Here is a 23,162-nt window from a genome sequence, read left to right on the forward strand (position 1 = left end):
AACGATGCTGCATATTCATTGCCCCTATTGCAACGAAACCCTGCCAGAGGCCGAATTTGCCCATGCAGGGGAAGCCCATGTTGCGCGGCCGGAAACCCCCTCTGAGGTGAGTGACGAGGCATGGCGCGACTTTCTGTTCATCCGCGAAAATGTCCGTGGACTTACCTATGAGCGCTGGCGCCATATCCATGGCTGCGGTCGCTTCTTCAATGCGGTGCGCCACACGGTCACCGACCGGTTCCTGACCACCTACAAGGCGGGTGAACCCCGCCCCGATCTCGACAAATTGCAGGAGGCGGACCAATGAGCGCCAGCCGCATTCCCGGCTATGGCCGGATTGACCCGGACCAGCCGATCGTCTTCACCTTTGATGGCAAATCCTATCGCGGTCGGGCAGGGGACAGCGTGGCCTCTGCGCTTCTGGCCAACGACGTCCATCTGATGGCCCGTTCCTTCAAATATCATCGCCCGCGCGGCGTGGTCACCGCAGGGTCCGAAGAGCCCAATGCGCTGATGTCGAGCAGCCGCGGCCCCGGTCGGACCGAACCGAACAGCCGCGCCACAATGCTTGAAATCTGGGATGGCCTGACCGTTGGCAGTCAGAATTGCTGGCCGAGTCTCACTTTCGATGTTGGCGTGATCAATGACAAGATGGCGCGTTTCCTCGCAGCGGGCTTCTACTACAAAACCTTCATGAAACCGAAGTTTCTTTGGGAGCGGCTGTATGAACCTGTGATCCGGGCAGCTGCAGGGATTGGTGTGGCGCCCAAGGAAAAAGACCCCGATCATTATGCCTCCCGCAATTGGCATACTGATGTGCTGGTGGTTGGAGGAGGGCCAGCCGGTTTGGCCGCCGCCCGTAAGGCGGCTGAATCCGGGCTCGAGGTGATGCTGGTCGACGAGCATGCAGAACTTGGCGGCACACTGTTGAGCGAGCCTCAAGCCAAAATCAATGGCCAAGCTGCATGGGACTGGCTGGCAAAGGAACTCGAAGAACTTGCAGCCCTTGGCGTCAAGCTGATGAGCCGGACAACGGCGATTGGCTATTTCAACGACAATATGATGGGTCTCTGCCAGCGCCTGTCCGATCATCTGCAACAGCCCGACCCGGACCTGCCGCGTGAATGCATGTGGCGGGTGCGCGCCAGCCAGATCATTCTGGCGCAGGGGGCCATTGAGAAGCCTTTGGTCTTCCACGGTAATGATCGTCCCGGCGTGATGCTGGCCGGGGCTGCCCAGACCTATCTCAACCGTTTTGGTGTGTTGGTGGGGCAAAAACCGGTCATCATGACCAGTCATGATAGCGCCTATCATGCGGCCTTTGATTTGGCAGATGCAGGCGCCGCCATTCAGGCGATCATCGATACGCGCGCCGAGATCCCTGCTGCGCTTGAAGCCGAAGCCGGGAGCCGCAATATCCGCCTGTGCAAAGGGCACGTCGTCACTGCCGTGGATGGCAAAAATCAGGTGGCTGGTGTGGCCTTCAACCCGCTGAAGGGTGACAGGGTCGGGGCCGCCGAGCGCATTGCCTGCGATGCGGTGCTGATGTGCGGCGGCTGGACACCGTCTCTGCAACTCTTCTCCCATACGGGCGGCTCGATCCGCTGGGACGAGACCTGCGCTGTCTATCTGCCTGATCGAACCACGCAGGATTGCCAGATCGCCGGGGCCTGTGGTGGCCATTGGGGTCTGCAAGCCGCTTTTGATGATGGCTTGGCCGCAGGGCAGCGTGCCGCCGAAGCGTTCGGTAAAGCGTCCGAAACCGAAAGCCTGACAATTGAAGGCGACCGCATCGGCAGTGGCATCTCGCATCGCGAACTGCCCAACAATCTGGACAGCGTCAAGCAACGGGCTTTTGTCGATTTTCAGAGCGACGTCACCGCCAAGGATTTGCGTCTTGCAGTGCGTGAGGGGATGAAATCCGTCGAACATGTCAAGCGCTACACCACCGCTGGCATGGCGACCGATCAGGGAAAACTCTACAATCTCAACGGTTTGGCAATCATCGCCGATGCCCAGAACAAAAGCCAGCCTGAAATCGGTTTGACCACCTTCCGGCCGCCTTACACACCGATCACATTTGGCACCTATGCAGGCCATCATGGTGGCAAGCATTTCGAAGTGACCCGCCGCACCCCCATCGACGGTTGGGCGGAGCAGAATGGGGCCATGTTCGAACCTGTCAGCCAGTGGCGTCGGGCATGGTATTTCCCCAAAGCGGGCGAAAGCATGGACGAAGCCGTGGCGCGGGAATGCAAGGCGACCCGCGCCTCGGTCGGCATGTTCGATGCCTCGACCCTTGGCAAGATCGAGGTCGTCGGTCCTGACGCGGTCGAGTTCATGAACCGGCTCTACACCAACCCATGGACCAAGCTGGCACCGAGCCGCTGTCGTTATGGCCTGTTGCTTGGCGATGACGGTTTTGTCCGCGACGATGGGGTCATCGGCCGGTTGGCCGAGGATCGCTTCCATGTCACCACCACAACCGGTGGGGCGGCCCGTGTGCTCAATATGATGGAAGATTATCTCCAGACCGAATGGGGCGACCTCAAGGTCTGGCTGACCTCGACCACCGAGCAATGGGCCACCATTGCCTTGAACGGTCCCAATGCCCGCAAACTGCTCGCGCCCTTTGTCGAAGGTCTGGACATTGCCAACGAGTCCTTCCCGCACATGTCGGTGGGCGAATGCACGGTCGCCGGCTTCCCGGCGCGGCTCTTCCGCCTCAGCTTCACCGGCGAGTTGGGCTTTGAGGTCAATGTACCCGCCCAACATGGACTTGCCCTGTGGCAGACCCTGCATGAAGCCGGCAAGGCCCTTGATCTTTGCGTCTATGGTACCGAAACCATGCATGTCTTGAGGGCCGAAAAAGGCTTCATCATTGTGGGGCAGGATACCGACGGCACCGTCACTCCCTTTGATTTGGGTATGGGCTGGGCTGTTGCCAAGAAGAAACCGGACTTTGTCGGCATGCGCGGTCTGGCACGACCAGATCTTGTCGCCGAAGGCCGCAAGCAGTTGGTTGGCCTTCTGACCGATGACGCCGCAACCAAGCTCGAAGAGGGGGCACAGATCGTGCTGGATCCATCAGAGCCACTGCCCATGACCATGGTTGGCCATGTCACCTCCTCCTACCACAGCACCACAATCGGTCGTCCGATTGCCCTTGCTTTGTTGCAGGACGGGCACAAGCGGATTGGCGAACAGGTCCATATCCCGATGCCGGACGGGGTGATCACCGCGACCGTCCGTGACACCCTTTTCTTTGACCCCGATGGCAGCCGCCAGAAAATGTAACAGGAGGCGATGATGCCCATTCTCCCGGACCCGTTACAGACGGGCAAATTGATCGAACAGGACGCACTCGCCATTGAAGTGCTGCCAGAGCTCCAAAGTCGCCTCTCCCTGCGTGTGGCAGGAGGAGACCGCGAAACGCTTGCGGCGGAGATCGACATCCCGCTGCCGGACCAGATCGGCCTTCAGGCGCCTCTGGATGGCGGTGCAATTGCCTGCCTTGGGCCAGATGAATGGATGATGACCCTGACGCGCGATCTTGCGGCCCTTGTGCAGACACGTGCAGGCACGGCCTCTGTGCCTCACGCACTTGTCGACATTTCATCTCGCGAGCTGACGCTGGTGATCTCCGGCTCTGATGCCAAGGAATTGCTGTCGGTCGGCTGCCCGCGCGATTTGCGCTCTTTCACTCCCGGCAAGGCCTGCCGAACCTTGTGCTTTGACGTTCCGGTCATTCTCTGGTGCGAAGCAAAGGATCGCTATCGCCTTGACGTCTGGCGCTCCTTTGCGCCCCATCTGGCGTCCCTGCTGCAGCAGTCTGCCAGAGCAATAAAGGCTGAGAAAGATCTCTCGGTCTGATCTCGTTTCAAGGTCCCCACGAAACGAGAAAGCCGCCCTTCGGGGCGGCTTTGCTTTTGGCTCGGTGGTCATGTTCAATCGCGCGGTGGGATGGTCCAGCCTTTTTTGACCGCCGGGCGGGCTTCGAACCGCTCGACATAGGCGACCACATTCTTGAAGTCATAAAAGCCAGTCACTTCGGTGGCTTCATAGAATTTGACGATCGTTGCCAGCCATGGGGCAATGGCGATATCGGCGATCGAATAGGATCCGGCAATCCAGTCCTTGCCTTCCAGCTCTTTGTCGATGACTGCCAACAGACGCTTGGCTTCGTTGATATAGCGCTCGCGCGGGCGCGGATCCTCGATGTCCTTGCCAGCAAATTTGTAGAAAAAGCCCAACTGGCCAAGCATCGGCCCCAGACCGCCCATCTGGAACATCAGCCATTTGAGCACTTCAAGCCTGTTGCGTTCGTTGCTGCCAAAGAGCTTGCCGCTTTTCTCTGCGAGATAGATCAGGATCGCGCCGCTTTCAAACAGGCCAATCGGCTCGCCGTCCGGGCCGTTGGGATCGATGATCGCCGGGATCTTGTTGTTTGGATTGAGCGACAGGAAGGCGTCGCTTTTTACATCAGCGTCAGACAATGTGACTTTGTGGGCTTCGTAAGGCAGACCCATTTCCTCCAACGCGATGGAGACCTTCACGCCATTCGGTGTCGGGAAGGAATAAAGCTGGATGACATCGGGGTTGCTGGCGGGCCAACGCTTGGCAATAGGGAAAGCATCAAGGGATTTGGGATCGGACATGGGAGTGCTCCATACAGACAAAAGGGAAATCGGGCAAAGGAATGCGGACTCTGATGATATATTCAGAGACGACTGATTGGTCTATTTCCGAGATAAGTTTGCCGGAGTTGGAATGGGAGGGGGCTAAGTGATTTTATTTTGCAATTTTTCCCGCATGGGAAAAAACTGTTTCAAATCAGGACAGCGTATGCACGCGCAGTCCAGCGCGCGCCCAAATGTTAAGGATTGGCTTCCGTGACCGTGCCGCAATCAGGTTGCAACAAGGGGAAGGTCGCAAAAACGATATCCCGGCAAACCCGCCCCTAGCGGGCGGGCTACAAATGGCCGGGCCTGTCAAAATAGAAAAGAGATCAGGCAGCCCGAGCGATCGGCTCGTTGCTTTCACCTCTTGTTTTCAAGGTCTTCATGGTAAGCGCCAGTAGGTCGAGATCAACCGTGTAGCTTTCGATCAACATATCGACAATCAGGCCTTGCTCAAAGCTCTCAAAGCCTGTCTCACCAATGGCTTTCTGAATGGCCGCCTCATCCAGTAGATGCGGCCTTACCTTGTAGGAATGTACCATATCTTTCCCCAATTCCCGGCCTGCTATGCGGCCATGTTCCCGACACCATCTTTGAGCTATCCCCAACGATAAGCATGATGGGTGCGGAGCATTTGTCCCAAACTGCCAGCCATCAGCGCCATCTCCCGGACGCAATCAAAAAGGCTGAAAACCACACTGTGGGCATGTTGATGCCATCCCCTTATGGTTAATGAGCATGGTTAACAAAGCGTAAATTTCTCCTGCTGTGCCTGTAAAAATACCGCTACAGACACGCAGCATGTCACCTGTTTCAGTTCGGGGTGAGGAGAGGGAGCCATTGGGACGAATGGTATTGAATTCGCTTTTGTCCGAGGATCGTCCAGCTGCAAGGAGTCGGTGTCACTTCCGGGCATAAAAACCGGGCGTGATGCCATAGGCGTGGCGGAACTGCTTGATCAGATGGGCCTGATCACAATAGCCCAGATCGGATGCCACCCGGGCTGCATGCTGCCCCTGGCGCAGCCGGGTCTTGGCTTCTGCCAACCGCATGCTTCGATGCCATTTGGATGGCGTGGTGCCAACGGCTTTCGAGAACATCCGCAAAAAGGCGGTCTTGCTGAGATCAACCTCGTTGGCCAGAGCCTCAAGGCTCGGGGGGGTACTGAGATCGGCGCGTAGCCAGTTGAGCACATACTGCACGCGCCAGTCTTCGCTATGCGGGCTGGCTGCCAAACTGCGATCGGAATACCGGCTCGCACTGATCAACAGGATGCCATTGATCACCTCTTCCAGATCTCCCAGAGCATCATCACTCAGAACGGCATCAATGATCTTGGCGAAATATTCAAGTAGCTGCGGGTCATCGACGATCGCGCGGTCAAACACCATCTCACGGTCGGCATGGAGCGCTTGCTGAACATAAGCTTGATCCAGATAGATGCTACCGATCAACTCGGTGCCGGAGCCGGACTGTATTTGGCCCGGATTATACAGCGTCGTCGCATGCTGGGTCGCTTCCATGGCTCGGCCATCCAGCCTCAGCTTTTCATGCCCCTTGATGTTGCAGCTGAGAACAAACTCATCATGGGCGTGGGCGGCAAAGCTCTCATGCTCGGACCAGATTGCCGCTGCTTCATAGCGCGCCGTTTTGATCTGTTTGGTGATCATCAATGAAGACCTGGAAATAGTTATTTATACGAATGTGTCTTTGTTAACATGAGAGGGCATTTTCGTACAATATGACAAGACGCAGTTTCGCTACAGTCTCAAGCGTCTGCTGTTATTCGCGGTCGGACATTATGGTGCGCGCTTTGAAATTTCGATATTTCAATTGGTTATAGTGGGATCGGTGGCCGTTTTTAGAAGTGATGATGATGGTGGCCTCATCGGTTTGGTACCTGATCTTGCCTTGAGTTGTTGCTGAGGGGACGCAACAATGACAAGGGGTTGGGTGCAATAGTCATTTCGAACCACGCCATTTTTCTGCCATCGGTTTCAAGACCGGTTGGCTGGCAAAGCACCATGCATGAGGCTTTGATAAGGGCGCTGCCCTTCTCAAAGATGAGAGAGACTGAGATCCGGGGTGGAAACGAGACCAGGGTTTAACCATGGTCGGCCGCTTTCGCGCGAAGGGCTTGCTGGTTCCGCATATTTGCCAGCGCCTTGGCGTTCCATCTTGGAATAGTGGGGATTGCAGCGTCGGATTTGCTGGTTTTTGCGACGTGGCAATCCCCTTTTTTTGACCTGATGCAGCTGCCGGGTCACACCTCCCAATCATAGCTTGCCGACAGACTTGTCCAGATGCGTCCTTGGATCGTTTGACTCGTAATCGTTAGTGTAATAAATCTTCGCGTGCTCATAGAACTAAAGTAGGATTCTGTGGGGCTCGCCCGAGTTCCGCCCCGAAATGGTCGGAGTTGCGCCCTGCGGCGTGTCTTGGCTTGTCCGGGTGGCCGGACCAGCATCAGATCTCATGCGCTTTCGACAAGCGGCAATCTGTTCCTGATGACCACCCCTTTGCTGACGCAGACACGCGCCAAAGATGAGCGCACCCTCCTTTCTGTGACACCACCGGAACCAAATAAATAGGTAAGAAATGTCTGAGACATCCGAAACATACGACACCGACTATGAAGTCGGGCAGGACAATATCAATGCCTTTGGCATGGATGTTCACAATCCGGTCTTCCTCATTTCCGCTATACTCATTCTTGCTTTTGTTGTTGGTACACTGGCTGCACCCACGGAAGCAAAACAGATTTTCGATGGCGCCAAGGGATGGTCGATCAACAATTTTGATTGGCTCTTCATGCTGGCGGGCAACGTGTTTGTGCTGTTCAGCCTGTTCCTGATCATTTCGCCGATGAGCAAGATCCGTATCGGCGGCAAGGATGCAAAGCCTGAGTTCTCGGTCATGAGCTGGTTTGCCATGCTGTTCGCTGCCGGCATGGGTATCGGCTTGATGTTCTGGAGTGTTGCCGAGCCTGCCGCCTATTACACCGATTGGTGGGGCACGCCGCTCAATGCCGCAGCCAACACGCCTGAAGGGGCGCAGATGGCCATGGGGGCGACCATGTTCCACTGGGGCCTGCATCCATGGGCAATCTATGCTGTGGTGGGCCTGTCGCTCGCCTTCTTCACTTACAACAAGGATTTGCCACTGACCATTCGGTCTGCCTTTTACCCGTTGATCGGCGACCGCGCCTGGGGCTGGCCTGGCCATTTTGTCGACATTCTGGCCGTTGTTGCCACCCTGTTCGGTCTGGCGACCTCGCTGGGGCTGGGAGCGCAACAGGCCGCCAGTGGCCTGCATTTCCTGTTTGACATTCCAAACACCATCGTCACCCAGATCGTCATTGTCAGCGGTGTGACACTGGTAGCGCTTTGCTCGGTCACCTTGGGGCTGGACAAAGGGGTCAAGATCCTCAGCAACATCAATATGGGCATGGCGCTGCTGCTGTTGGTGTTTGTCTTCCTCTTCGGTCCAACTGTTGTCATCGTGACAAACATGTTTACCACCGGGTCAACCTACTTGGAAAACCTGATCCCGCTGAGCAACTGGATTGGCCGCTCCGATGACAAATTCTATCATGGCTGGACGGTCTTCTACTGGGCTTGGTGGATTTCCTGGTCACCTTTTGTCGGGATGTTCATCGCGCGCATTTCCAAGGGCCGCACGATCCGTCAGTTCCTCACTGCGGTGCTGCTGATCCCAACCCTGGTCACCCTTGTCTGGATGTCTGTCTTTGGGGGCAGCGCGCTTGACCAGATCCAGAATAATGTTGGTGAACTGGCCAACGGTCTGGGTGATGTGTCGCTCGCCATGTTCCACATGTTTGAAAATCTGCCTTTGACCGCAATGATTTCCTTCCTCGCCATTGTGCTGGTGTTGGTCTTCTTCGTCACCTCGTCCGACTCTGGCTCGCTGGTGATCGACAGTATCACAGCCGGTGGCAAGATCGATGCCCCGGTGCCACAGCGCGTCTTCTGGGCGCTGATCGAAGGCTGCATTGCTGCAGCTCTTCTTTACGGGGGCGGGGCCGATGCTTTGGGGGCCTTGCAGGCTGCCTCCATCTCTGCTGGCTTGCCGTTCATCATCGTGCTGCTGGTCATGTGCGTCAGCCTCTATATGGGCCTGCGCCATGAATGGAAGCATGCCGAAACCTGATCCCAGGGACCCGGTCTCTGGTCACTGACATTTGGCTCGCCGCGCTGATGCTCTTCCTGTCATCAGTGCGGCGAGTTTTTTGTGTCTATGAGAAAAAATAATTTTCTTATGAATACAAATATAGGAATTTACTTTTTTACATTCACTGCTATTCTGTGTTGAAACAGAGACAAAATGGACAGGCTGCCGTGCAGGGCACATCGCCAGAGCATGCAAGATTGTCTAATTTATTGGAGGATTGGTTATGTCTGCAATGAAACGCCTTGACGAGAAACTGGCGCGGATCGCAAAGGGAGCTTATCGGCCGGTCGACTTCATCATCGCAGATGCCAAGGATGCCGACATGGCCGCCGGGATCGCCGCCAATGGTCCCCGGCTCGATGATCAGGGCAAGCCAACAGCCATGATGCGCCCGATGCAGGTCTATCGTGACGACATGATTGAGATGTGCCGTTCTGACCTCGTCGACATCATGCTCACATCCCAGTCTTCCTGCGAATATCTGACCCGCGAAGGGCATTTTTCCGGCAGCGAAATCACACCCGCTGTGCGCCTCAATGATGGCAGCGATATCTGGCTGATGCGGGGTGCCGATTACAAGCGTCTTCCATGCCAGCCTTTCCGCTCGGCGCGCCTGGACCGGGTCAAACCAGTGGCAGATTTGGGCCTCTACGCCATCACCTTCTACAATGATCTGGAGAAAGACTATCGCACGCTGGAAAATTATGCCCGTTTCCGCGACGAAGCGTCGAGTGCTGGCGTGCGTCATTTCCTCGAAGTCTTCAATCCCCATTTCGACGTTGCCACTCCCGGCACTGACTTTGCCAGTTACAACAACGACGCCATTGTCCGCACCTTGGCTGGTGTGTCGAGCCTTGATCGCCCGATCTTTTTGAAAATGGCCTATAACGGCCCTCGGGCAATGGAGGAACTGGCCTCTTATGATCCGGGCAATCTGATCGTCGGCATCCTCGGTGGCGCTTTCTCGACCACCCGCGACACCCTCGAGATGATCAAACAGGCCGAGACCTATGGTGCACGGGTTGCCTTGTTCGGGCGGCGCATCTTCTTTGCGGAAAGCTCGACCGCCATCGTTCGCACCATGCGGTTGATGCTGGAGGAAGGGTTGACCTCGAAAGAGGCCACCAAGCTTTATTATGACGGGTTGCTGAAGGCTGGCATCAGCCCCAAACTGGACCTTGAACAGGATATCGAACTGACGGATCCTGTCCTCAAGGCAGGCCTTTCCGATGCCACATAATCGTGCGATGGAACCGTTGGTTGACATCTTTCAGGCCTTGACCTCCGTTGCCCGCTCCGATGACAAGACCATGGCTCCGCTGGCCCAATGGGTGCTGGAACATCAGGATGTGTCGCGCCGACTGACCATTTCCGAGCTTGCTGCGCGCACGGAGGTCAGCGAGACAACCATCTTCCGCTTCTGCAAGCTGCTCGGTTTGACAGGCTACAAAGACTTGCGTCTGGCTCTGGCCGAAGGGCGTGGTTTGGCTCTTGGTTCGCAATTGGCTTCGCCTCAGGAAGAAGCCCACGCGCATTCCTACGGTGCCATTCTGCAAAAGGTGATCGAAGCCAATATCGAGCAATTGATGCGGACGCCGACAGTCCTCTCGCTTGATGCGCTGGAACAGGCAACCAACCGCCTGCTCAAGGCCAACCAGATCCAGATTGTCGGCTTTGGCAGCTCCGCCCCGATTGCCATTGATGCCTGTCGCCGGCTCCTGTCACTGGGGTTGCCTGCCATGGTGCATAGCGACCCGCATATTCTTGCGGTGGTGACCGCACAGGGCAAACCCGGCACGGTTTTTCTGGGCATTTCCTGCTCAGGCCGGACCCGAGATCTGATTGATGCCTTCGAGACGGCAGGCGAGCGGGGGCTCGACCGGATTCTCATCACCAGCGATCCCGGATCTCCAGCCACCAAGGTTGCCGATCTGGTGTTGGTCTCAGCGGTGCGCAGAATGCCACCGGCGCTTGACATCATCGGCACTCGGGTGTCGCAACTGGCGATTATCGAGGCCATTTCTGTGGCCCTGTCAGAGCAAGACCCAGACGCCCACGCGATCCTCGAGGATACAAGGCAACTGGAGCGGGAAATCGCCAAGAAACGTACGGGCGAACAGACGAAATAGTGGTCGGAACGGTAGGCGGATTGGAAGCCTTCGGGCCATTATGCCTGATTTATGGGGAGGCAAGCGATGGAACGGCAGACACCGCGACAAGGGATCATTTGCGCTGGCAACTGGATCGTCGACATCGTGCATGAAATTGACCAATGGCCAAACAAGAGCGAACTGGCATTGATTGCGCGCGAGGATCGAGGCATCGGTGGTGGTGCCGCCAATGTCAGCTCGGCGTTGGCCCGCATGCAGGTCGGCTTTCCTCTGTTGCCATTCGGAGCGATAGGGAACGATGATCTGGGGGGCTTTGTCGTTGAAAGCTGTCAGGCCCTCAAACTGCCGACCGATCGATTGATCCGTCGTGCCGACAAGCCAACGGCCCACACCCATGTCATGTCGGTGCCCGGCGACAGTCGCACCTTTTTCTATCAGGGCGGCGCCAATGACAGTCTGTCTGAAGCGGATTTCTCTGCCGGTTTCTTCGCTGGGTCGGACGCAAAAATCTTCTATCTGGGCTATCTGATGTTGCTTGAGCAGCTTGATGGAATGGAGGGCGACACCACCGGGGCCGCCCACATACTGGCCCGGGCCCGCGCCGCAGGATTGGTCACAACAGTGGATCTGGTCTCTGCCAGCCGGGATGATTTTTCATGCATCGTGCGGCATGCTGCGCCCCATATCGACTATCTCATCATGAATGAGGTGGAAGCCTGCCGGGCGGGCGATCAACCTCTCGAGGCGGGCGAGGTGCCATCGGATGCCACATTGCTGGCCGCAGCCGATAAAGTGATGGCGGTGGGCATTCACCGGGCAATCATCATCCATTGCCCCAAAAAGGCGGTCTGGATAGGCAGGGATGCGGAGCCGATCTTCCTCCGGCCCAAACCCCTGTCGCCAGACCAGATTCTCAGCCCGGTCGGGGCTGGGGATGCCTTTTGCGCCGGATTGCTCTACGGCATCCATCAGGGCTTTGCACCCACCCGGACATTGGCCCTTGCCCATGTCACGGCGGTGTCCTCAATGAAAGGCATGACGGCAACGGAATCGATCCCACCATTGCACAGTCTGCTGGCCGAACTGGCGTCGAATAGTGCAGAAGACTTTTCGCTCGTTTGACCGCAATTGTTGGATGGCAGGGCGCATGGACCACTTGTAACGTCGGCTCGCCTGAAAATAGGAAATTTTACTTATTTACGCTGCTTTCGGGTCGGCCTAGCCTCTTGATAGATCGTGTATATTAAGGGGGAGAAAAGCATGTCGAGACTTGCGAACATAGCGATCCTGATGGGGGCGCTATGTATAACAGGCACCGCACCTGCCGTCGCCGAGCAATCGCAGGCCTATTTCACGCAAGGGGTCCAGATCTGCCGCGACTTCGGCAATGACGGTTTCTTCGTTGTCGACCGTCTGGAAGAAAAAGGCTGGGTGAAAAGGCACGACGACTATTATGAAACGGATGTGATGTACACGCCCGGCAAGTCGGTATGGGTCATTCCACCCGAAGAGGGCGCATCGATGCCTGCCAGTTGCGTCGTCATCTCCGGTGCCGTCACCATCATGCAGGCGGAAGCCTCGGTCAATCTGGTGGTCTCCAACAGCAACGACAAACATCAGATTCTGTCCAATCAGGGCTGTACGGAGATTGATTTTTTCGGCTCGCAGAAAATCCGGATCTGGTCCGACGGGCAGGATGATTTCTGCAACGATCCCAACAGCGCCCGTGTCGAAGTGATCACATTGGTTGATCCGAATGTGGGACAATAGCCCACACGGCACCGTGCGACAGGGTTCGTTTGGTAAAGATTGTTCGCCCCTGCCTTATGCCGGGGCGAACGCATTGTCAGGCCTTTATGGCAAAGTCATCGCGTCAATGGGTGACATAGCCAAGGCTCTCAGGCAGCCAGAGGGCAAGGCCCGGAAAAAGAATGACCAACCCCATGGCAATAGCCATGGAGAGCATGAACCAGCCAACCCATTTGACGGTAGACTCAATGCCGACATTGGCAATCTTGGTGGTGACCATCAGATTGACCGCAACGGGCGGCGTGAACTGACCGATGGCAATATTCATTGCCATCAAGATGCCGAACCATGTCGGGTTCCAGTCAAACCGCTCCATGACGGGCATCAGCAGCGGCAGCGTGATCAAATAGATGGATACCCCATCCAGCACCATGCCCGCAAAGAGCAACAGCACCATCACCATGCCCAGGACAACATAGCCATTGTCTGATATGGTGAATAGAATGGCCGCGGCTTCGTCGAACGCGCCAAGCGTGCTGCCAGCCCAGGCGAAAATGCCCGCCAGCGAAATGATGATCATCACGGTAGCTGCGGTTTCGGCCGAATCTGCCAAACACTGATAGACATCGCGCAAGGTCATGTTGCGGTAGATCAGAGTCCCCATGATCAGGCCATAGAAGACCGCAACAACCGCCGCTTCGGTTGGTGTGAACAGACCGCTGCGCAAGCCGCCCAGAATGATCACAGGCGCCATCAACCCGGGAATGGCACCAACAAGGCTCTGCCAGAATGGAGGGCGATCATCAGTCTCCAATACCCCAAAGCCATGCTTGCGGCTGAGCAGGATGGTGGGAATGATGATGGCCATCCCTGCCATCAGGCCGGGGATCAGACCCGCCGCAAACAGGGCGCGCAGATCCATGCCGGGCACCATGATTGAATAGATGATGAGGGCAATCGAAGGCGGGATCAGAATGGCAGTCGAGGCCGAAGAGGCAATCACACCAGCCGAAAAGCTCTTGGGATAACCGGCCTTCATCATCGAAGGGATCATCACGGTGGCAACCGCGGCAGCATCCGCCGGGCCTGACCCGGACATGCCCCCCATCAGCAAACAGACAAGCACAGCCACAACGGCCAGTCCGCCGCGCCTTGGGCCAACGACGGCCGTAGCAAAGGTCACCAGTTTGGCAGCGACCCCGGAGCGCTCGAAGATCATCCCGGTCAGAATGAAGAGCGGAATGGCAATCAGCGGATATTTCGCGATGCCGTTATAGGTGTTGGTGCCAACCGTGGCCAAGGCATAGATATCAAGGCCCGTCAGGATGCCCAGCACGGCGGCAAGGCACAGGGATACCGCGATCGGCACCCCAGCCACCAGCAGGAAGGCAAGGCTGGCAAGCATGATGACATTGGGATCAAACATCATTCCCCCCGCCAGTCTTTGAGGGTGCGTTCGATGGCGCGATACAGGATCGCCACGCCGAGGATCGGCAACCAGATCGAATAGATCCAGCTGGGATAGCCCAGACCTGCGGACGTTTCTTCAAACTCCCACTGGTCATAAGCAAAATAGGCACCGTAATAGCAAATCAGGGAAAACACAGTGAGCGTGGCAAACAGCGAAATGGCTTCTGCCACATGACGCAGGCGCTTTGGCAGGCGATCAACAAAGAAAGTGATCCGCAAATGCCCCTTGGTGGCAAAGGCAAGGGCCGTGCCGATCAGGGTCATGAAGACAAGCAGAAACACCGAGAATTCCTCGGTGAAGGCAAAGCTTATATCCGTGACATAGCGCACTATCACGTTGGCAATGCTGATCAGACAGATGATTGCCATGGCACCTGCCGCCAAAGCTTGGTCTATGCGAAGCGTGCCAGACACTCTGGGGGACGCTTCACGGTCGCTATTCAGACGCTCAGTCACTGTGTTTTCCCGTTTGGGGCTTATCGGTTGGCGATCGACTCTTCGGCCATTTTGACCAGATCAGCGCCAATTTTCTTGGTCCATGTAGCATAGACATCACGGGTCGCATCAACAAATTTCTGCCGCTCGTCTTCGGTCAGCTCGGTGATGGTCACTCCGTGGCCGGTAATCTCTTTGGCAGCCGCTTCATCACCGCCACGAGAGGCTTCAATCCCAACCTTGCCAGCGTCAATCGCGGCCTGTTTGAGGATCGCCTGATCTTCTTCAGAGAAGCTCTTCCAAACGCGCTTGTTGACAGCAAACAGCAGGGGGTCATTCACATAGGACCAGCGGGTCATATACATCTGGCTGACCGTATGGATCTTGGCGATTTTGTAGACGGTCATCGGGTTTTCCTGACCGTCCACCGCCTTGGTGGTCAGTGCAGGCTTGGCATCGGCCCAGCTCATCTGGGTCGGGTTGGCTCCCAGTGCGGTGAAGATGTCCTGATAGAGCGGCGAGCCGACAACGCGAATCTTCAAACCCTTCAGATCGGCAGGGCTGCGCACTTCATGCTTCGAGTTGGTCAACTGACGGAAGCCATTCTCGGCCCATGCCAGCGGCACGGCACCTTTCTTGTCAACGGCCTTGAACAAAGCCTCTCCAACGGGGCCGTTGGTCAGGGCGTCAACCGCCTTATAGTCCGGCATCAGGAAGGGCAGCGAGAACAGATTGAGTTCCTTGACCTGTGGCGACCAGTTGATGGTCGAGCCAATGGCCATGTCGATGATGCCCTGACGCAAAGCGGTGAATTCTTTGGTCTGGTCGCCGGAAACCAGCTGGCTGCCGGAATAGATTTTCAGGTTGATGCGGCCATCCGTGCGCTCCTTGACCAGTTCGACCCACTTTTCGGCGGCAACACCCCATGGGAAAGGTGCCGGCAGAACCGTCGATACCTTATATTCTTTTTTGTAATCGGCCAGAGCCGGAGTGGCGATCAGGGCTGCAAGAGCCGCACAAGTCAACGCTTTCACGAATTTCATAATTGGTTTCCTCCGATAGCGGCACCTGTCAGCGCGGCACCTGCCTCATTCCACGGATTTTTGATTTCAAGCTGGGTGGGCGAAGGATCTGCTCACCCTGGATCAGAGTATTAATCGGGATAAAGAGCAAGAATCAACCATATATAAGGCCAATTTTGTAATTAAATATAAGGGGCTTAGGGTAAGTTCGTATATAAATCGCGGATCGCTGGTAGTCTGTGCTCGCTTGATCACTGGATTTTTGCCAAACATCCGTCTTATGACTAGGTTTCAACAAAGATCAACAAGGACATGTGGACAGTGGGGCCCGTGAGAATACATGCTCTCCGACTCACAGTTTGTGTTTGTTTTTCCATTGCCAATCACCTTGGGTGCGTCATGCAACGCCATGATTGCAATGGCCGTGGATTGACGCGAACCGGAACAGGGTAAGGGCGTGAGACCAGCAAGGGACTGCTTGATCAATTGTCATGATATTGATAAGGGAGTTAATCATGACAAATTGGATGCCAGACCCCGACCACTTGCAACGGCCAGTCTACAAGACACTTCAGAGCCTGATCATTGATGCGATTGACTCAGGTGACTTGCGCGCTGGCGAGCGCATGCCGACCCATCGAGAATTTGCCTACCAACTGAAGATTTCGGTCCAGACCGTATCGCGTACATATGACGCTTTATGCAAGCTGGGCTATCTGGTGGGGGAGGTTGGACGCGGGACCTATGTCCGCTATCGCGAAGGGTCGAACGCCTCGATGCCCTTTCTGCCAAACAGGCAGGAAGGTCTGGTCGATCTGTCCATGCTCAAGCCCGTGACCTCCGCCTTGCATTATGACACGATGCAGAAGGGCCTGAAGGAATTATCAAGGGGCTTCACGCGCGATCTGGTCCATTCCTTTCGGCCCGACGAGGCCTTTCGGGATCATCTTGCGCTTGCATGCCGCTGGCTGAAATCTCATCATATCCACGCGGATCCTTACACTGCCATCTTCACCAATGGCGCGATTCCGGCCCTGACGGCGTCTATCATGAGCGCCGCACCGCCCGGCTCGACTATCTGTGCGGAGGATGTCAGCTTTCACAGCATTCGACCGCTTTGTGAATATCTTGGCATTTGCCTGCAAACGATTGGTATGGATGAACAGGGCATTCGGCCAGACGCGTTTGAGGCGGCCTGCCAGAATACCTCCCTTCGGGCCTTGATCATATCGCCCACCGTTGCCAATCCGCGCGCCTATGTCATGGGGAGCACAAGGCGACAGGAAATCATCGACATTGCCCGGCGACACGATGTGTTCATCATCGAGAATGATGTCTTGGGGACACTGATCAAGGGGGCTCCCGCGACGATGCATCAGCTCGACCCGGAGCGCGTATTCTACATCACGTCTTTCTCCAAAACCATCATGCCGGGGATGCGGATCGGGCTGCTTGTCACGCCGCCGTCCATGTATGTCGCCACCAAGAACAGACATCTCGTGACAAACTGGATGGCCAATCCATTGATGGTTGATTTGCTGACACACTGGTTTGAAAACGGGACTGCGGATCACTTGATTGATTGGCAGGCGCGCGCGCTGCATCGTCGTCAGAAGCTGGCCAACAAGCTGCTTGCCGGGCATTCCTTCTCGTCCCACAAATATGCGCCTCACATCTGGTTGCCCTTACCTAAGATATGGAACGAGCAAGAGTTTTTGGATCGGGCACGAAAGAAGAATGTCGCGCTTGCAGGCAGCCTGCCCTTCATCATGTCAGAGCATTCCAACGAAGGGGATTTGGAGACACTCAATGCTGTTCGCATCGCTCTGGGACCATGCGATGAAGATTTGCTGGCATATGCCTTAAAGGTGGTCGCGACGCTGTTGGCCTCGGATGACGAAAAGCCTCTGCCTATGTTTTGATCTGCCCTGCGCCAAACTTTTGCTCAGTTGCATATCGTTCCATCAAAGGCTCTGATTGCGCTCAAGTAAAATTGTCATGATTTAATGTTTCGTTTGACCTGAAATTGTCTCTGTTTGATTGTGCGGGAAAAAGAAAACAATGATGCAATCATAAATGACAACGAGGGAAGCGATGAATACGCGATTTTTGAAGAATCTTGGCTCTGCGACATGTGCTGCTGCACTGCTGGCAGGTGTCTCCATGCTGCCAGGCGTGGCACAGGCCGACACCTGGAAATATGCCATTGAAGAAGCCATCAACGAAGTTCAGGGCGTTTATGCCACGAAATTCAAGGAAGAGATCGAGAAAAACTCCGATCACGAAGTTCAGATTTTCCCCTACGGCACGCTGGGTGAATCGGCTGACACGATGGAGCAGACCCAGGCGGGCATTCTGCAGTTCGTTGACCAGTCTCCAGGCTTCACCGGGGCGTTGATTCCAGAGGCACAGGTTTTCTTCGTGCCTTATCTGCTGCCAACGGACACCGACAAACTGAATGAATTCTTCCGCACCTCCAAAGCCATCAACGAAGATTTCGCCGAGCTTTATGCTGCTCAGGGGCTGGAACTGTTGAAAATGTTCCCTGAAGGCGAAGTCGCCATGACGACCAAGGAACCGGTCAAGAGCCGTGAAGATCTCAACGAGGTCAAGTTCCGCGTCATGACCAACCCGCTGTTGGTGGAGGCCTACAAGGCCTTTGGTGCCACGCCGACCCCGCTGCCTTGGGGTGAAGTTTATGGTGGTCTTCAGACCAACATCATTCAAGGTCAGGAAAACCCGACCAGCTTCATTGAATCCACCAAGCTTTATGAAGTGACCGATGTCATCACCTATGCCGGCCACAGCAACTTCACGACCGCTGTGATGGCGAACAAGGCCTTTTATGATGGCCTGAGTGATGCTGACAAAGAGCTCGTCCAGAATGCCGCCACGGTCGCGTTCGACTTTATTCTCGACTATCAGAAGGGCCTCGAAAAAGAGGCGCTTGACAAGATCAAGGCCGCCAAACCTTCGATTGTCGTGAATGTGCTGAGCGACGAAGAGCGTGCGCCGTTCAAGTCCGCAGCAGAGAAGGTTGAGGCCAAGTTCATCGAAATGACCGGTGACAGTGGCAAGGCCATTCTGGATCAGATGAAAGCTGATCTGAAAGCCGTTGAAGGGATGTAATCCTGCTCAAGGCGTTCATTCCGCCGGCGGTTGGTGCATGGGTGCTTGCTGACCGGCGGACTGCCCGCCGCAAGGGGAGGTCTTGTCATTCAGGACCCGCACCCTTTGTGCAGTGATCTACAGCTTTACACATGCGAAGAGCGGGACTGACTCCCGTTCTTTTCTCTTGGCCTCTGTCTTCGTCGGGAGTTTGCCATGTCTATGGATAATCAAACAGAGACAACTTTGCCCGGATTTCTCGGGTTGATCGACATTTCGATTGCCAGAATCGAGTCGGTGATGCTCGCGCTCGGCGTGATCCTCATGGCGACGAACACGGTGGCCAATGTCATTGGTCGGTTCGTTTTTCAAAATAGCATTTTCTTCTCAGAGGAACTCAATCGCTTTCTCATCGTTCTGATCACATTTTCAGGCATTTCCTATGCTGCGCGCCAGGGGCGACATATCAGGATGTCGGCAATTTTCGACAAGTTGACCGGGCCTGTGCGCAAGGTGCTGATGATCATCATTGCGCTCTCGACAGCGGCAATCATGATTGCGCTCGCCTATTTTTCCTTTTCCTACATCCTGACCGTTGCCAAATCGGGACGGGTCTTGCCAGCACTGCAAATCCCCGTTCACTGGATTTATCTCTGGGTGCCCGTGGGACTACTTCTCACCGGTCTGCAATATGTTCTGACCGCCATTCGCAACATCACATCGAAGGATATCTATCTTTCAAGCCAGGTGCTGGAAGGCTATTCCGATGACGAATTTGAAGTTTAGGAGCGGATCATGGCTTTAACGATGTTTTTTGTGATGCTTGCGCTGCTGCTCGTCGGATTTCCAATGATGATTCCGTTGATTGCAGGGGCCTCCATCGGCTTTTACTCGATGTTTGGCGGCTTTGACAAAATGGACTTCATGGTTCAGCAGTTCATGGCGGGCATCCGTCCTGCCTCGCTGATTGCGGTGCCAATGTTCATCCTTGCCGCAGACATCATGACGCGCGGGCAATCTGCCGGACGCCTCATCGACATGGTGATGAAATTTGTCGGCCACATCAAGGGTGGACTGGCGGTGACAACGGCAACCGCATGCACCCTGTTCGGCGCAGTCTCTGGCTCGACTCAGGCCACCGTGGTGGCAGTCGGATCACCCCTGCGCCCCCGTATGCTCAAGGCGGGTTACAAGGATTCCTTCATTCTGGCATTGATCGTCAATTCCAGTGATATCGCCTTTCTGATCCCCCCATCCATTGGCATGATCATCTATGGCGTTGTGTCCAACACCTCGATTGCCGAGTTGTTCATTGCCGGCATTGGGCCGGGGTTATTGATTCTGGTGCTCTTTTCGATCTACAGCATCATCTATGCCTACGTGAACAATGTGCCGACCGAACCCAAGGCGAGCTGGAAAGAACGCTTTGAAGCGGTGCTTGGCGCAATTTGGCCGATGGGATTTCCGGTGATCATCGTGGGCGGCATCTATGGTGGTGTCTTCTCGCCGACCGAGGCCGCTGCGGTCTGCGTCTTTTATGCGGTCGTTCTGGAAATGATCGTCTTCCGGTCCCTCAACTTTGCCGACCTTTATGAAATTGCCAAGTCGACGGGGCTGATTACGGCAGTTGTTTTCATTCTGGTGGCCGCGGGCGCGTCTTTCTCATGGGTGATTTCTTTCGCCCAGATTCCGCAACAAATTCTCGCTGCGATCGGTATTTCCGAAATGGGGCCGATTGGCGTTTTGATCGTGATCTCGGTGGCCTTTTTCATTGGCTGCATGTTCGTTGATCCGATCGTGGTAATCTTGATTCTGGTGCCGATCTTCACCCCCGTAATCAAGGCAGTTGGCCTTGATCCTGTGCTGGTGGGGACCATCATCACCCTGCAGGTGGCGATCGGATCGGCAACGCCACCCTTCGGGTGCGATATATTCACGGCAATGGCGGTATTCAGAAGGCCTTATTTCGACGTAATCAAAGGCACGCCGCCCTTCATCTTCATGCTGGTCGGGGTGTCCGCGATGCTTATCATGTTTCCGCAGATTGCCCTGTTCTTGCGTGATATCGCGTTTCGCTGACAGGGAGAGATAGGCGAATGTTTGAAAAAATCATCGTGCCAATAGACGGTTCGCCATGTTCGTTAAATGCCTTGGAAAAGGCTGTTGAGTTGCAGAAACTCTGCGGACTGGACTGTATCCTCAAAATTCTGTGCGTCTATCGACATCAGGGCGCACAGGAAGCCTCGCTCTCAATGGTGCGCCCCAGCGCTCCGGAAGTGATCGACAAGGCGCTTTCGCAGAATGCCCGTGAAGTGGTGCAGGACGCCAAGGCCCGGGTTTACGAATTGGGTGGGCGGAATGTCACCGCCCATGTCAAACAGGGCCCCACCGCCCGCACGATCATGCGCTTTGCCTCGGATAATGGGGCGGACCTGATCGTCATGGGGGGGCGTGGTCTGGGTGATCTCGAAGCGCTCTTGCTGGGCAGTGTGTCGCACAAGGTGACGAGCCTTGCACACTGCCCTGTCATGATCATTCGTTGAGCGCTCTCTGCAACACATTCAAAGACATGAAAAGACCCCTCGGCCATGGTGAAGCAACTCAATTTGACCCTGTCGCTGCGCAATAGAACCGTTCCTGCGCGGATCGGACTGATCCTGCTGGAAACGGATCACACCACCGAGCTGGAATTTGCCAGACATATGCCGCACGATCTTGTCGGGGTCTATGCCAACCGGATCCCCTATGCCAATCCGACAACGCCGGACAATCTAAAGAGGATGACGCCGATGATTGGCGAGCGGGCAGCGCAAATTCTGCCCGAGGCCGATCTCGATGTGGTCTATTATGGCTGCACCTCGGCCTCCTTTGTCATTGGCGATGATCTGGTTGCAGAGCATATCCGCGCAGCCAAACCCACGTCGATCGTCGTGACGCCAACGCTTGCCGCGGTTGCTGCCTGTCAACATCTCGCCGTCTCAAACCTCGCTGTCCTGACCCCCTATCTTGCCGAGACGAGTGCGTTGCTCGACCCTTACATGGCGTCGAATGGCCTTTGCGTTGTTTCGCATGCCTGTCTGGGGATCGAGGATGATCGCATCATGGCTGCACTTGATGACAAGAGCCTGATCAAGGCTGCCGAGGCGGCCGATCACCCTGAAGCCGACGCCCTGTTCATTTCCTGCACGGCACTCAGGGCAATAGAAGTGGTCCCCATCCTTGAAGCCCGCCTTGGCAAGCCGGTCATTACCTCCAATCAGGCGGCCATCTGGTATATTTTGCGGCATCTGGGGCTGCCACAGCCAACGCGCAACGCCTGTGATTTGTTCCGGACCCTGAGCGAGTTGGGTCAGCACTGAAACCACAAGATATGAGGTCACGGACATGGGGTCGGTCAATGTTGAAATTGCTGAGGCTGTGCGGGTTTCGCTGGCCGACATCTTACAGGCAAAGCGGCGCATCGCGCCCCATATCGTGAACACGCCGCTTGTGGCGTCCCGATCCCTGTCGAAACGGATCGGGTCCGATGTCTATCTCAAGTTCGAGCATCGCCAGCATACGGGAAGCTTCAAGTTTCGCGGGGCGAGCAACGCGGTCCTTTCTCTTGGTGATGACCAGAAGGTCAAAGGCATTGCTGCGGTCTCAACCGGCAATCACGGGCGTGCATTGGCACTGGCTGCCAAGCAGGCTGGCACCCGCTGTGTGGTCGCCATGTCCGAGTTGGTGCCACAGAACAAACGTGACGGCATTTCTGCTCTTGGAGCGGAGGTGGTCATTCATGGTCGCTCGCAAGATGAGGCACAAAAGGCGGTGGACCGCATGATCGCCGAGGAGGGGATGGCGACGATCCCACCGTTCGATCATCCCGATGTCATTGCCGGGCAGGGCACCTTGGGCGTCGAAATCATCGAACAGCTGGCAGACATCGATACCGTGTTGGTGCAACTGTCAGGCGGCGGGCTGATTTCCGGTGTCGCAGCCGCCATCAAGGCGGTGTCTCCGACCACGCGGATTGTTGGCATCTCCATGCAGCGGGGCGCTGCGATGCATGCCAGTCTGGCGGCAGGCAAGCCGGTTGAAGTGGAAGAATTGCCAACGCTGGCCGATTCCCTTGGTGGCGGGATCGGACTGAACAATACCTATACCTTCGCCATGACCCGCGCCTTGGTGGATGAGGTCGTCCTGCTCGATGAAGAGGAAATCGCCAGAGGCGTGCACCATGCCTATTGGCACGAGGAAGAAGTGGTTGAAGGGGCAGGCGCCGTCGGCATTGGAGCCTTGTTGGCAGGAAAGATCGCCGCTCCGGGCCGATGTGTGGCGATCCTGTCTGGCCGCAACATCGATATTGCCCAGCATCACAAACTGATATCCAACCAGCCCGTTGCGCGTTAGGGAGA

The 23,162-nt window shown here is 55.9% G+C and carries 21 protein-coding genes; 15 read left to right on the forward strand and 6 right to left on the reverse strand.

Annotation, left to right across the window (positions count from 1 at the left end; all coding sequences use genetic code 11):
- Positions 1-4 precede the first annotated feature (4 nt).
- The 3 genes from DSD30_RS19925 to DSD30_RS19935 are packed head-to-tail and all read left to right on the forward strand — an operon-like array spanning position 5 to position 3,873.
- The gene (locus DSD30_RS19925; protein ID WP_114011512.1) at positions 5-307 is read left to right on the forward strand and encodes a sarcosine oxidase subunit delta; all 303 of its coding nucleotides are present in this window, start codon (positions 5-7) and stop codon (positions 305-307) included.
- Complete coding sequence (locus DSD30_RS19930) at positions 304-3,297, forward strand: sarcosine oxidase subunit alpha (protein WP_114011513.1); 2,994 nt, start codon at positions 304-306, stop codon at positions 3,295-3,297. The genes DSD30_RS19925 and DSD30_RS19930 overlap by 4 nt, the downstream gene beginning before the upstream one ends.
- Before the next feature lie 12 nt (positions 3,298-3,309).
- Complete coding sequence (locus tag DSD30_RS19935; RefSeq protein ID WP_157967794.1) at positions 3,310-3,873, forward strand: sarcosine oxidase subunit gamma; 564 nt, start codon at positions 3,310-3,312, stop codon at positions 3,871-3,873.
- Positions 3,874-3,947: 74 nt separating this feature from the next.
- On the opposite strand, the gene DSD30_RS19940 is transcribed toward DSD30_RS19935, so the two are convergent.
- The 3 genes from DSD30_RS19940 to DSD30_RS19950 all read right to left on the reverse strand — a co-directional run bounded on the left by DSD30_RS19940 (position 3,948) and on the right by DSD30_RS19950 (position 6,349).
- Entirely contained in the window at positions 3,948-4,658 is a 711-nt protein-coding gene (locus DSD30_RS19940) for a glutathione S-transferase N-terminal domain-containing protein (RefSeq protein WP_114011515.1), read from the reverse strand.
- Between the two features lie 350 nt (positions 4,659-5,008).
- Positions 5,009-5,221, reverse strand: coding sequence for a hypothetical protein (locus DSD30_RS19945; RefSeq protein WP_114011516.1), 213 nt, complete (start codon positions 5,219-5,221; stop codon positions 5,009-5,011).
- A 360-nt stretch (positions 5,222-5,581) separates the two neighbouring features.
- The gene (locus tag DSD30_RS19950) at positions 5,582-6,349 is read right to left on the reverse strand and encodes a helix-turn-helix domain-containing protein (RefSeq protein WP_114011517.1); all 768 of its coding nucleotides are present in this window, start codon (positions 6,347-6,349) and stop codon (positions 5,582-5,584) included.
- 928 nt (positions 6,350-7,277) lie between these two features.
- Here DSD30_RS19950 and DSD30_RS19955 point away from each other — a divergent pair.
- The 5 genes from DSD30_RS19955 (at position 7,278) to DSD30_RS19975 (ending at position 12,751) form a co-directional block, all read left to right on the forward strand.
- The gene (locus DSD30_RS19955) at positions 7,278-8,849 is read left to right on the forward strand and encodes a BCCT family transporter (protein ID WP_114011518.1); all 1,572 of its coding nucleotides are present in this window, start codon (positions 7,278-7,280) and stop codon (positions 8,847-8,849) included.
- A gap of 244 nt (positions 8,850-9,093) precedes the next feature.
- Positions 9,094-10,110, forward strand: coding sequence for a beta/alpha barrel domain-containing protein (locus DSD30_RS19960; protein ID WP_198663075.1), 1,017 nt, complete (start codon positions 9,094-9,096; stop codon positions 10,108-10,110).
- Positions 10,100-10,999, forward strand: coding sequence for a MurR/RpiR family transcriptional regulator (locus DSD30_RS19965; RefSeq protein ID WP_114011519.1), 900 nt, complete (start codon positions 10,100-10,102; stop codon positions 10,997-10,999). Before DSD30_RS19960 ends, DSD30_RS19965 begins: the two co-directional genes overlap by 11 nt.
- 66 nt (positions 11,000-11,065) lie before the next feature.
- Positions 11,066-12,103 carry a carbohydrate kinase family protein gene (locus DSD30_RS19970; RefSeq protein ID WP_157967795.1) on the forward strand — a complete coding sequence of 346 codons (1,038 nt, stop codon included), beginning with the start codon at positions 11,066-11,068 and terminating at the stop codon, positions 12,101-12,103.
- A gap of 138 nt (positions 12,104-12,241) precedes the next feature.
- Positions 12,242-12,751, forward strand: a complete 510-nt coding sequence (locus DSD30_RS19975; RefSeq protein WP_138150053.1) for a hypothetical protein — start codon at positions 12,242-12,244, stop codon at positions 12,749-12,751.
- A 103-nt stretch (positions 12,752-12,854) separates the two neighbouring features.
- Here DSD30_RS19975 and DSD30_RS19980 read toward each other — a convergent pair whose 3' ends face one another.
- Genes DSD30_RS19980 through DSD30_RS19990 form a run of 3 tightly spaced genes read right to left on the reverse strand, consistent with a single transcriptional unit; the run spans position 12,855 to position 15,678 of the window.
- Positions 12,855-14,156 (reverse strand): TRAP transporter large permease, encoded by a 1,302-nt coding sequence (locus tag DSD30_RS19980; protein WP_198663076.1) that lies wholly within the window; start codon positions 14,154-14,156, stop codon positions 12,855-12,857.
- Positions 14,156-14,656, reverse strand: a complete 501-nt coding sequence (locus DSD30_RS19985) for a TRAP transporter small permease (RefSeq protein ID WP_198663077.1) — start codon at positions 14,654-14,656, stop codon at positions 14,156-14,158. The genes DSD30_RS19980 and DSD30_RS19985 overlap by 1 nt, the downstream gene beginning before the upstream one ends.
- A gap of 20 nt (positions 14,657-14,676) precedes the next feature.
- Positions 14,677-15,678, reverse strand: coding sequence for a DctP family TRAP transporter solute-binding subunit (locus DSD30_RS19990; RefSeq protein ID WP_114011523.1), 1,002 nt, complete (start codon positions 15,676-15,678; stop codon positions 14,677-14,679).
- 494 nt (positions 15,679-16,172) lie between these two features.
- Here DSD30_RS19990 and ehuR point away from each other — a divergent pair, with 494 nt between their 5' ends.
- The 7 genes from ehuR (at position 16,173) to eutB (ending at position 23,157) form a co-directional block, all read left to right on the forward strand.
- Complete coding sequence (gene ehuR, locus DSD30_RS19995) at positions 16,173-17,579, forward strand: MocR-like ectoine utilization transcription factor EhuR (RefSeq protein ID WP_157967796.1); 1,407 nt, start codon at positions 16,173-16,175, stop codon at positions 17,577-17,579.
- Positions 17,580-17,751: 172 nt separating this feature from the next.
- Complete coding sequence (locus tag DSD30_RS20000) at positions 17,752-18,786, forward strand: TRAP transporter substrate-binding protein (RefSeq protein WP_114011525.1); 1,035 nt, start codon at positions 17,752-17,754, stop codon at positions 18,784-18,786.
- A 195-nt stretch (positions 18,787-18,981) separates the two neighbouring features.
- Positions 18,982-19,551, forward strand: coding sequence for a TRAP transporter small permease (locus tag DSD30_RS20005; protein WP_114011526.1), 570 nt, complete (start codon positions 18,982-18,984; stop codon positions 19,549-19,551).
- 9 nt (positions 19,552-19,560) lie between these two features.
- Entirely contained in the window at positions 19,561-20,844 is a 1,284-nt protein-coding gene (locus tag DSD30_RS20010; protein ID WP_114011527.1) for a TRAP transporter large permease, read from the forward strand.
- A 17-nt stretch (positions 20,845-20,861) separates the two neighbouring features.
- Entirely contained in the window at positions 20,862-21,308 is a 447-nt protein-coding gene (locus DSD30_RS20015) for a universal stress protein (RefSeq protein ID WP_114011528.1), read from the forward strand.
- A 45-nt stretch (positions 21,309-21,353) separates the two neighbouring features.
- Positions 21,354-22,124: an aspartate racemase/maleate isomerase family protein gene (locus DSD30_RS20020; RefSeq protein ID WP_114011529.1), complete on the forward strand. Its 771-nt coding sequence runs from the start codon at positions 21,354-21,356 to the stop codon at positions 22,122-22,124.
- A gap of 25 nt (positions 22,125-22,149) precedes the next feature.
- Positions 22,150-23,157: a hydroxyectoine utilization dehydratase EutB gene (gene eutB, locus DSD30_RS20025; RefSeq protein WP_114011530.1), complete on the forward strand. Its 1,008-nt coding sequence runs from the start codon at positions 22,150-22,152 to the stop codon at positions 23,155-23,157.
- Positions 23,158-23,162 lie beyond the last annotated feature (5 nt).

Origin of the sequence: Cohaesibacter intestini (assembly GCF_003324485.1) — a bacterium.
Lineage (GTDB): Bacteria > Pseudomonadota > Alphaproteobacteria > Rhizobiales > Cohaesibacteraceae > Cohaesibacter > Cohaesibacter intestini.

Excerpts from the sequence above, each read along its gene's own strand:
- DSD30_RS19925 (WP_114011512.1), top strand. The coding sequence starts at position 5 with ATGCTGCATATTCATTGCCCCTATTGCAACGAAACCCTGCCAGAGGCC.
- DSD30_RS19930 (WP_114011513.1), top strand. The coding sequence starts at position 304 with ATGAGCGCCAGCCGCATTCCCGGCTATGGCCGGATTGACCCGGACCAG.
- DSD30_RS19935 (WP_157967794.1), top strand. The coding sequence starts at position 3,310 with ATGCCCATTCTCCCGGACCCGTTACAGACGGGCAAATTGATCGAACAG.
- DSD30_RS19940 (WP_114011515.1), bottom strand. The coding sequence starts at position 4,658 with ATGTCCGATCCCAAATCCCTTGATGCTTTCCCTATTGCCAAGCGTTGG.
- DSD30_RS19945 (WP_114011516.1), bottom strand. The coding sequence starts at position 5,221 with ATGGTACATTCCTACAAGGTAAGGCCGCATCTACTGGATGAGGCGGCC.
- DSD30_RS19950 (WP_114011517.1), bottom strand. The coding sequence starts at position 6,349 with ATGATCACCAAACAGATCAAAACGGCGCGCTATGAAGCAGCGGCAATC.
- DSD30_RS19955 (WP_114011518.1), top strand. The coding sequence starts at position 7,278 with ATGTCTGAGACATCCGAAACATACGACACCGACTATGAAGTCGGGCAG.
- DSD30_RS19960 (WP_198663075.1), top strand. The coding sequence starts at position 9,094 with ATGTCTGCAATGAAACGCCTTGACGAGAAACTGGCGCGGATCGCAAAG.
- DSD30_RS19965 (WP_114011519.1), top strand. The coding sequence starts at position 10,100 with ATGCCACATAATCGTGCGATGGAACCGTTGGTTGACATCTTTCAGGCC.
- DSD30_RS19970 (WP_157967795.1), top strand. The coding sequence starts at position 11,066 with ATGGAACGGCAGACACCGCGACAAGGGATCATTTGCGCTGGCAACTGG.
- DSD30_RS19975 (WP_138150053.1), top strand. The coding sequence starts at position 12,242 with ATGTCGAGACTTGCGAACATAGCGATCCTGATGGGGGCGCTATGTATA.
- DSD30_RS19980 (WP_198663076.1), bottom strand. The coding sequence starts at position 14,156 with ATGTTTGATCCCAATGTCATCATGCTTGCCAGCCTTGCCTTCCTGCTG.
- DSD30_RS19990 (WP_114011523.1), bottom strand. The coding sequence starts at position 15,678 with ATGAAATTCGTGAAAGCGTTGACTTGTGCGGCTCTTGCAGCCCTGATC.
- ehuR (WP_157967796.1), top strand. The coding sequence starts at position 16,173 with ATGACAAATTGGATGCCAGACCCCGACCACTTGCAACGGCCAGTCTAC.
- DSD30_RS20000 (WP_114011525.1), top strand. The coding sequence starts at position 17,752 with ATGAATACGCGATTTTTGAAGAATCTTGGCTCTGCGACATGTGCTGCT.
- DSD30_RS20005 (WP_114011526.1), top strand. The coding sequence starts at position 18,982 with ATGTCTATGGATAATCAAACAGAGACAACTTTGCCCGGATTTCTCGGG.
- DSD30_RS20010 (WP_114011527.1), top strand. The coding sequence starts at position 19,561 with ATGGCTTTAACGATGTTTTTTGTGATGCTTGCGCTGCTGCTCGTCGGA.
- DSD30_RS20015 (WP_114011528.1), top strand. The coding sequence starts at position 20,862 with ATGTTTGAAAAAATCATCGTGCCAATAGACGGTTCGCCATGTTCGTTA.
- DSD30_RS20020 (WP_114011529.1), top strand. The coding sequence starts at position 21,354 with ATGGTGAAGCAACTCAATTTGACCCTGTCGCTGCGCAATAGAACCGTT.
- eutB (WP_114011530.1), top strand. The coding sequence starts at position 22,150 with ATGGGGTCGGTCAATGTTGAAATTGCTGAGGCTGTGCGGGTTTCGCTG.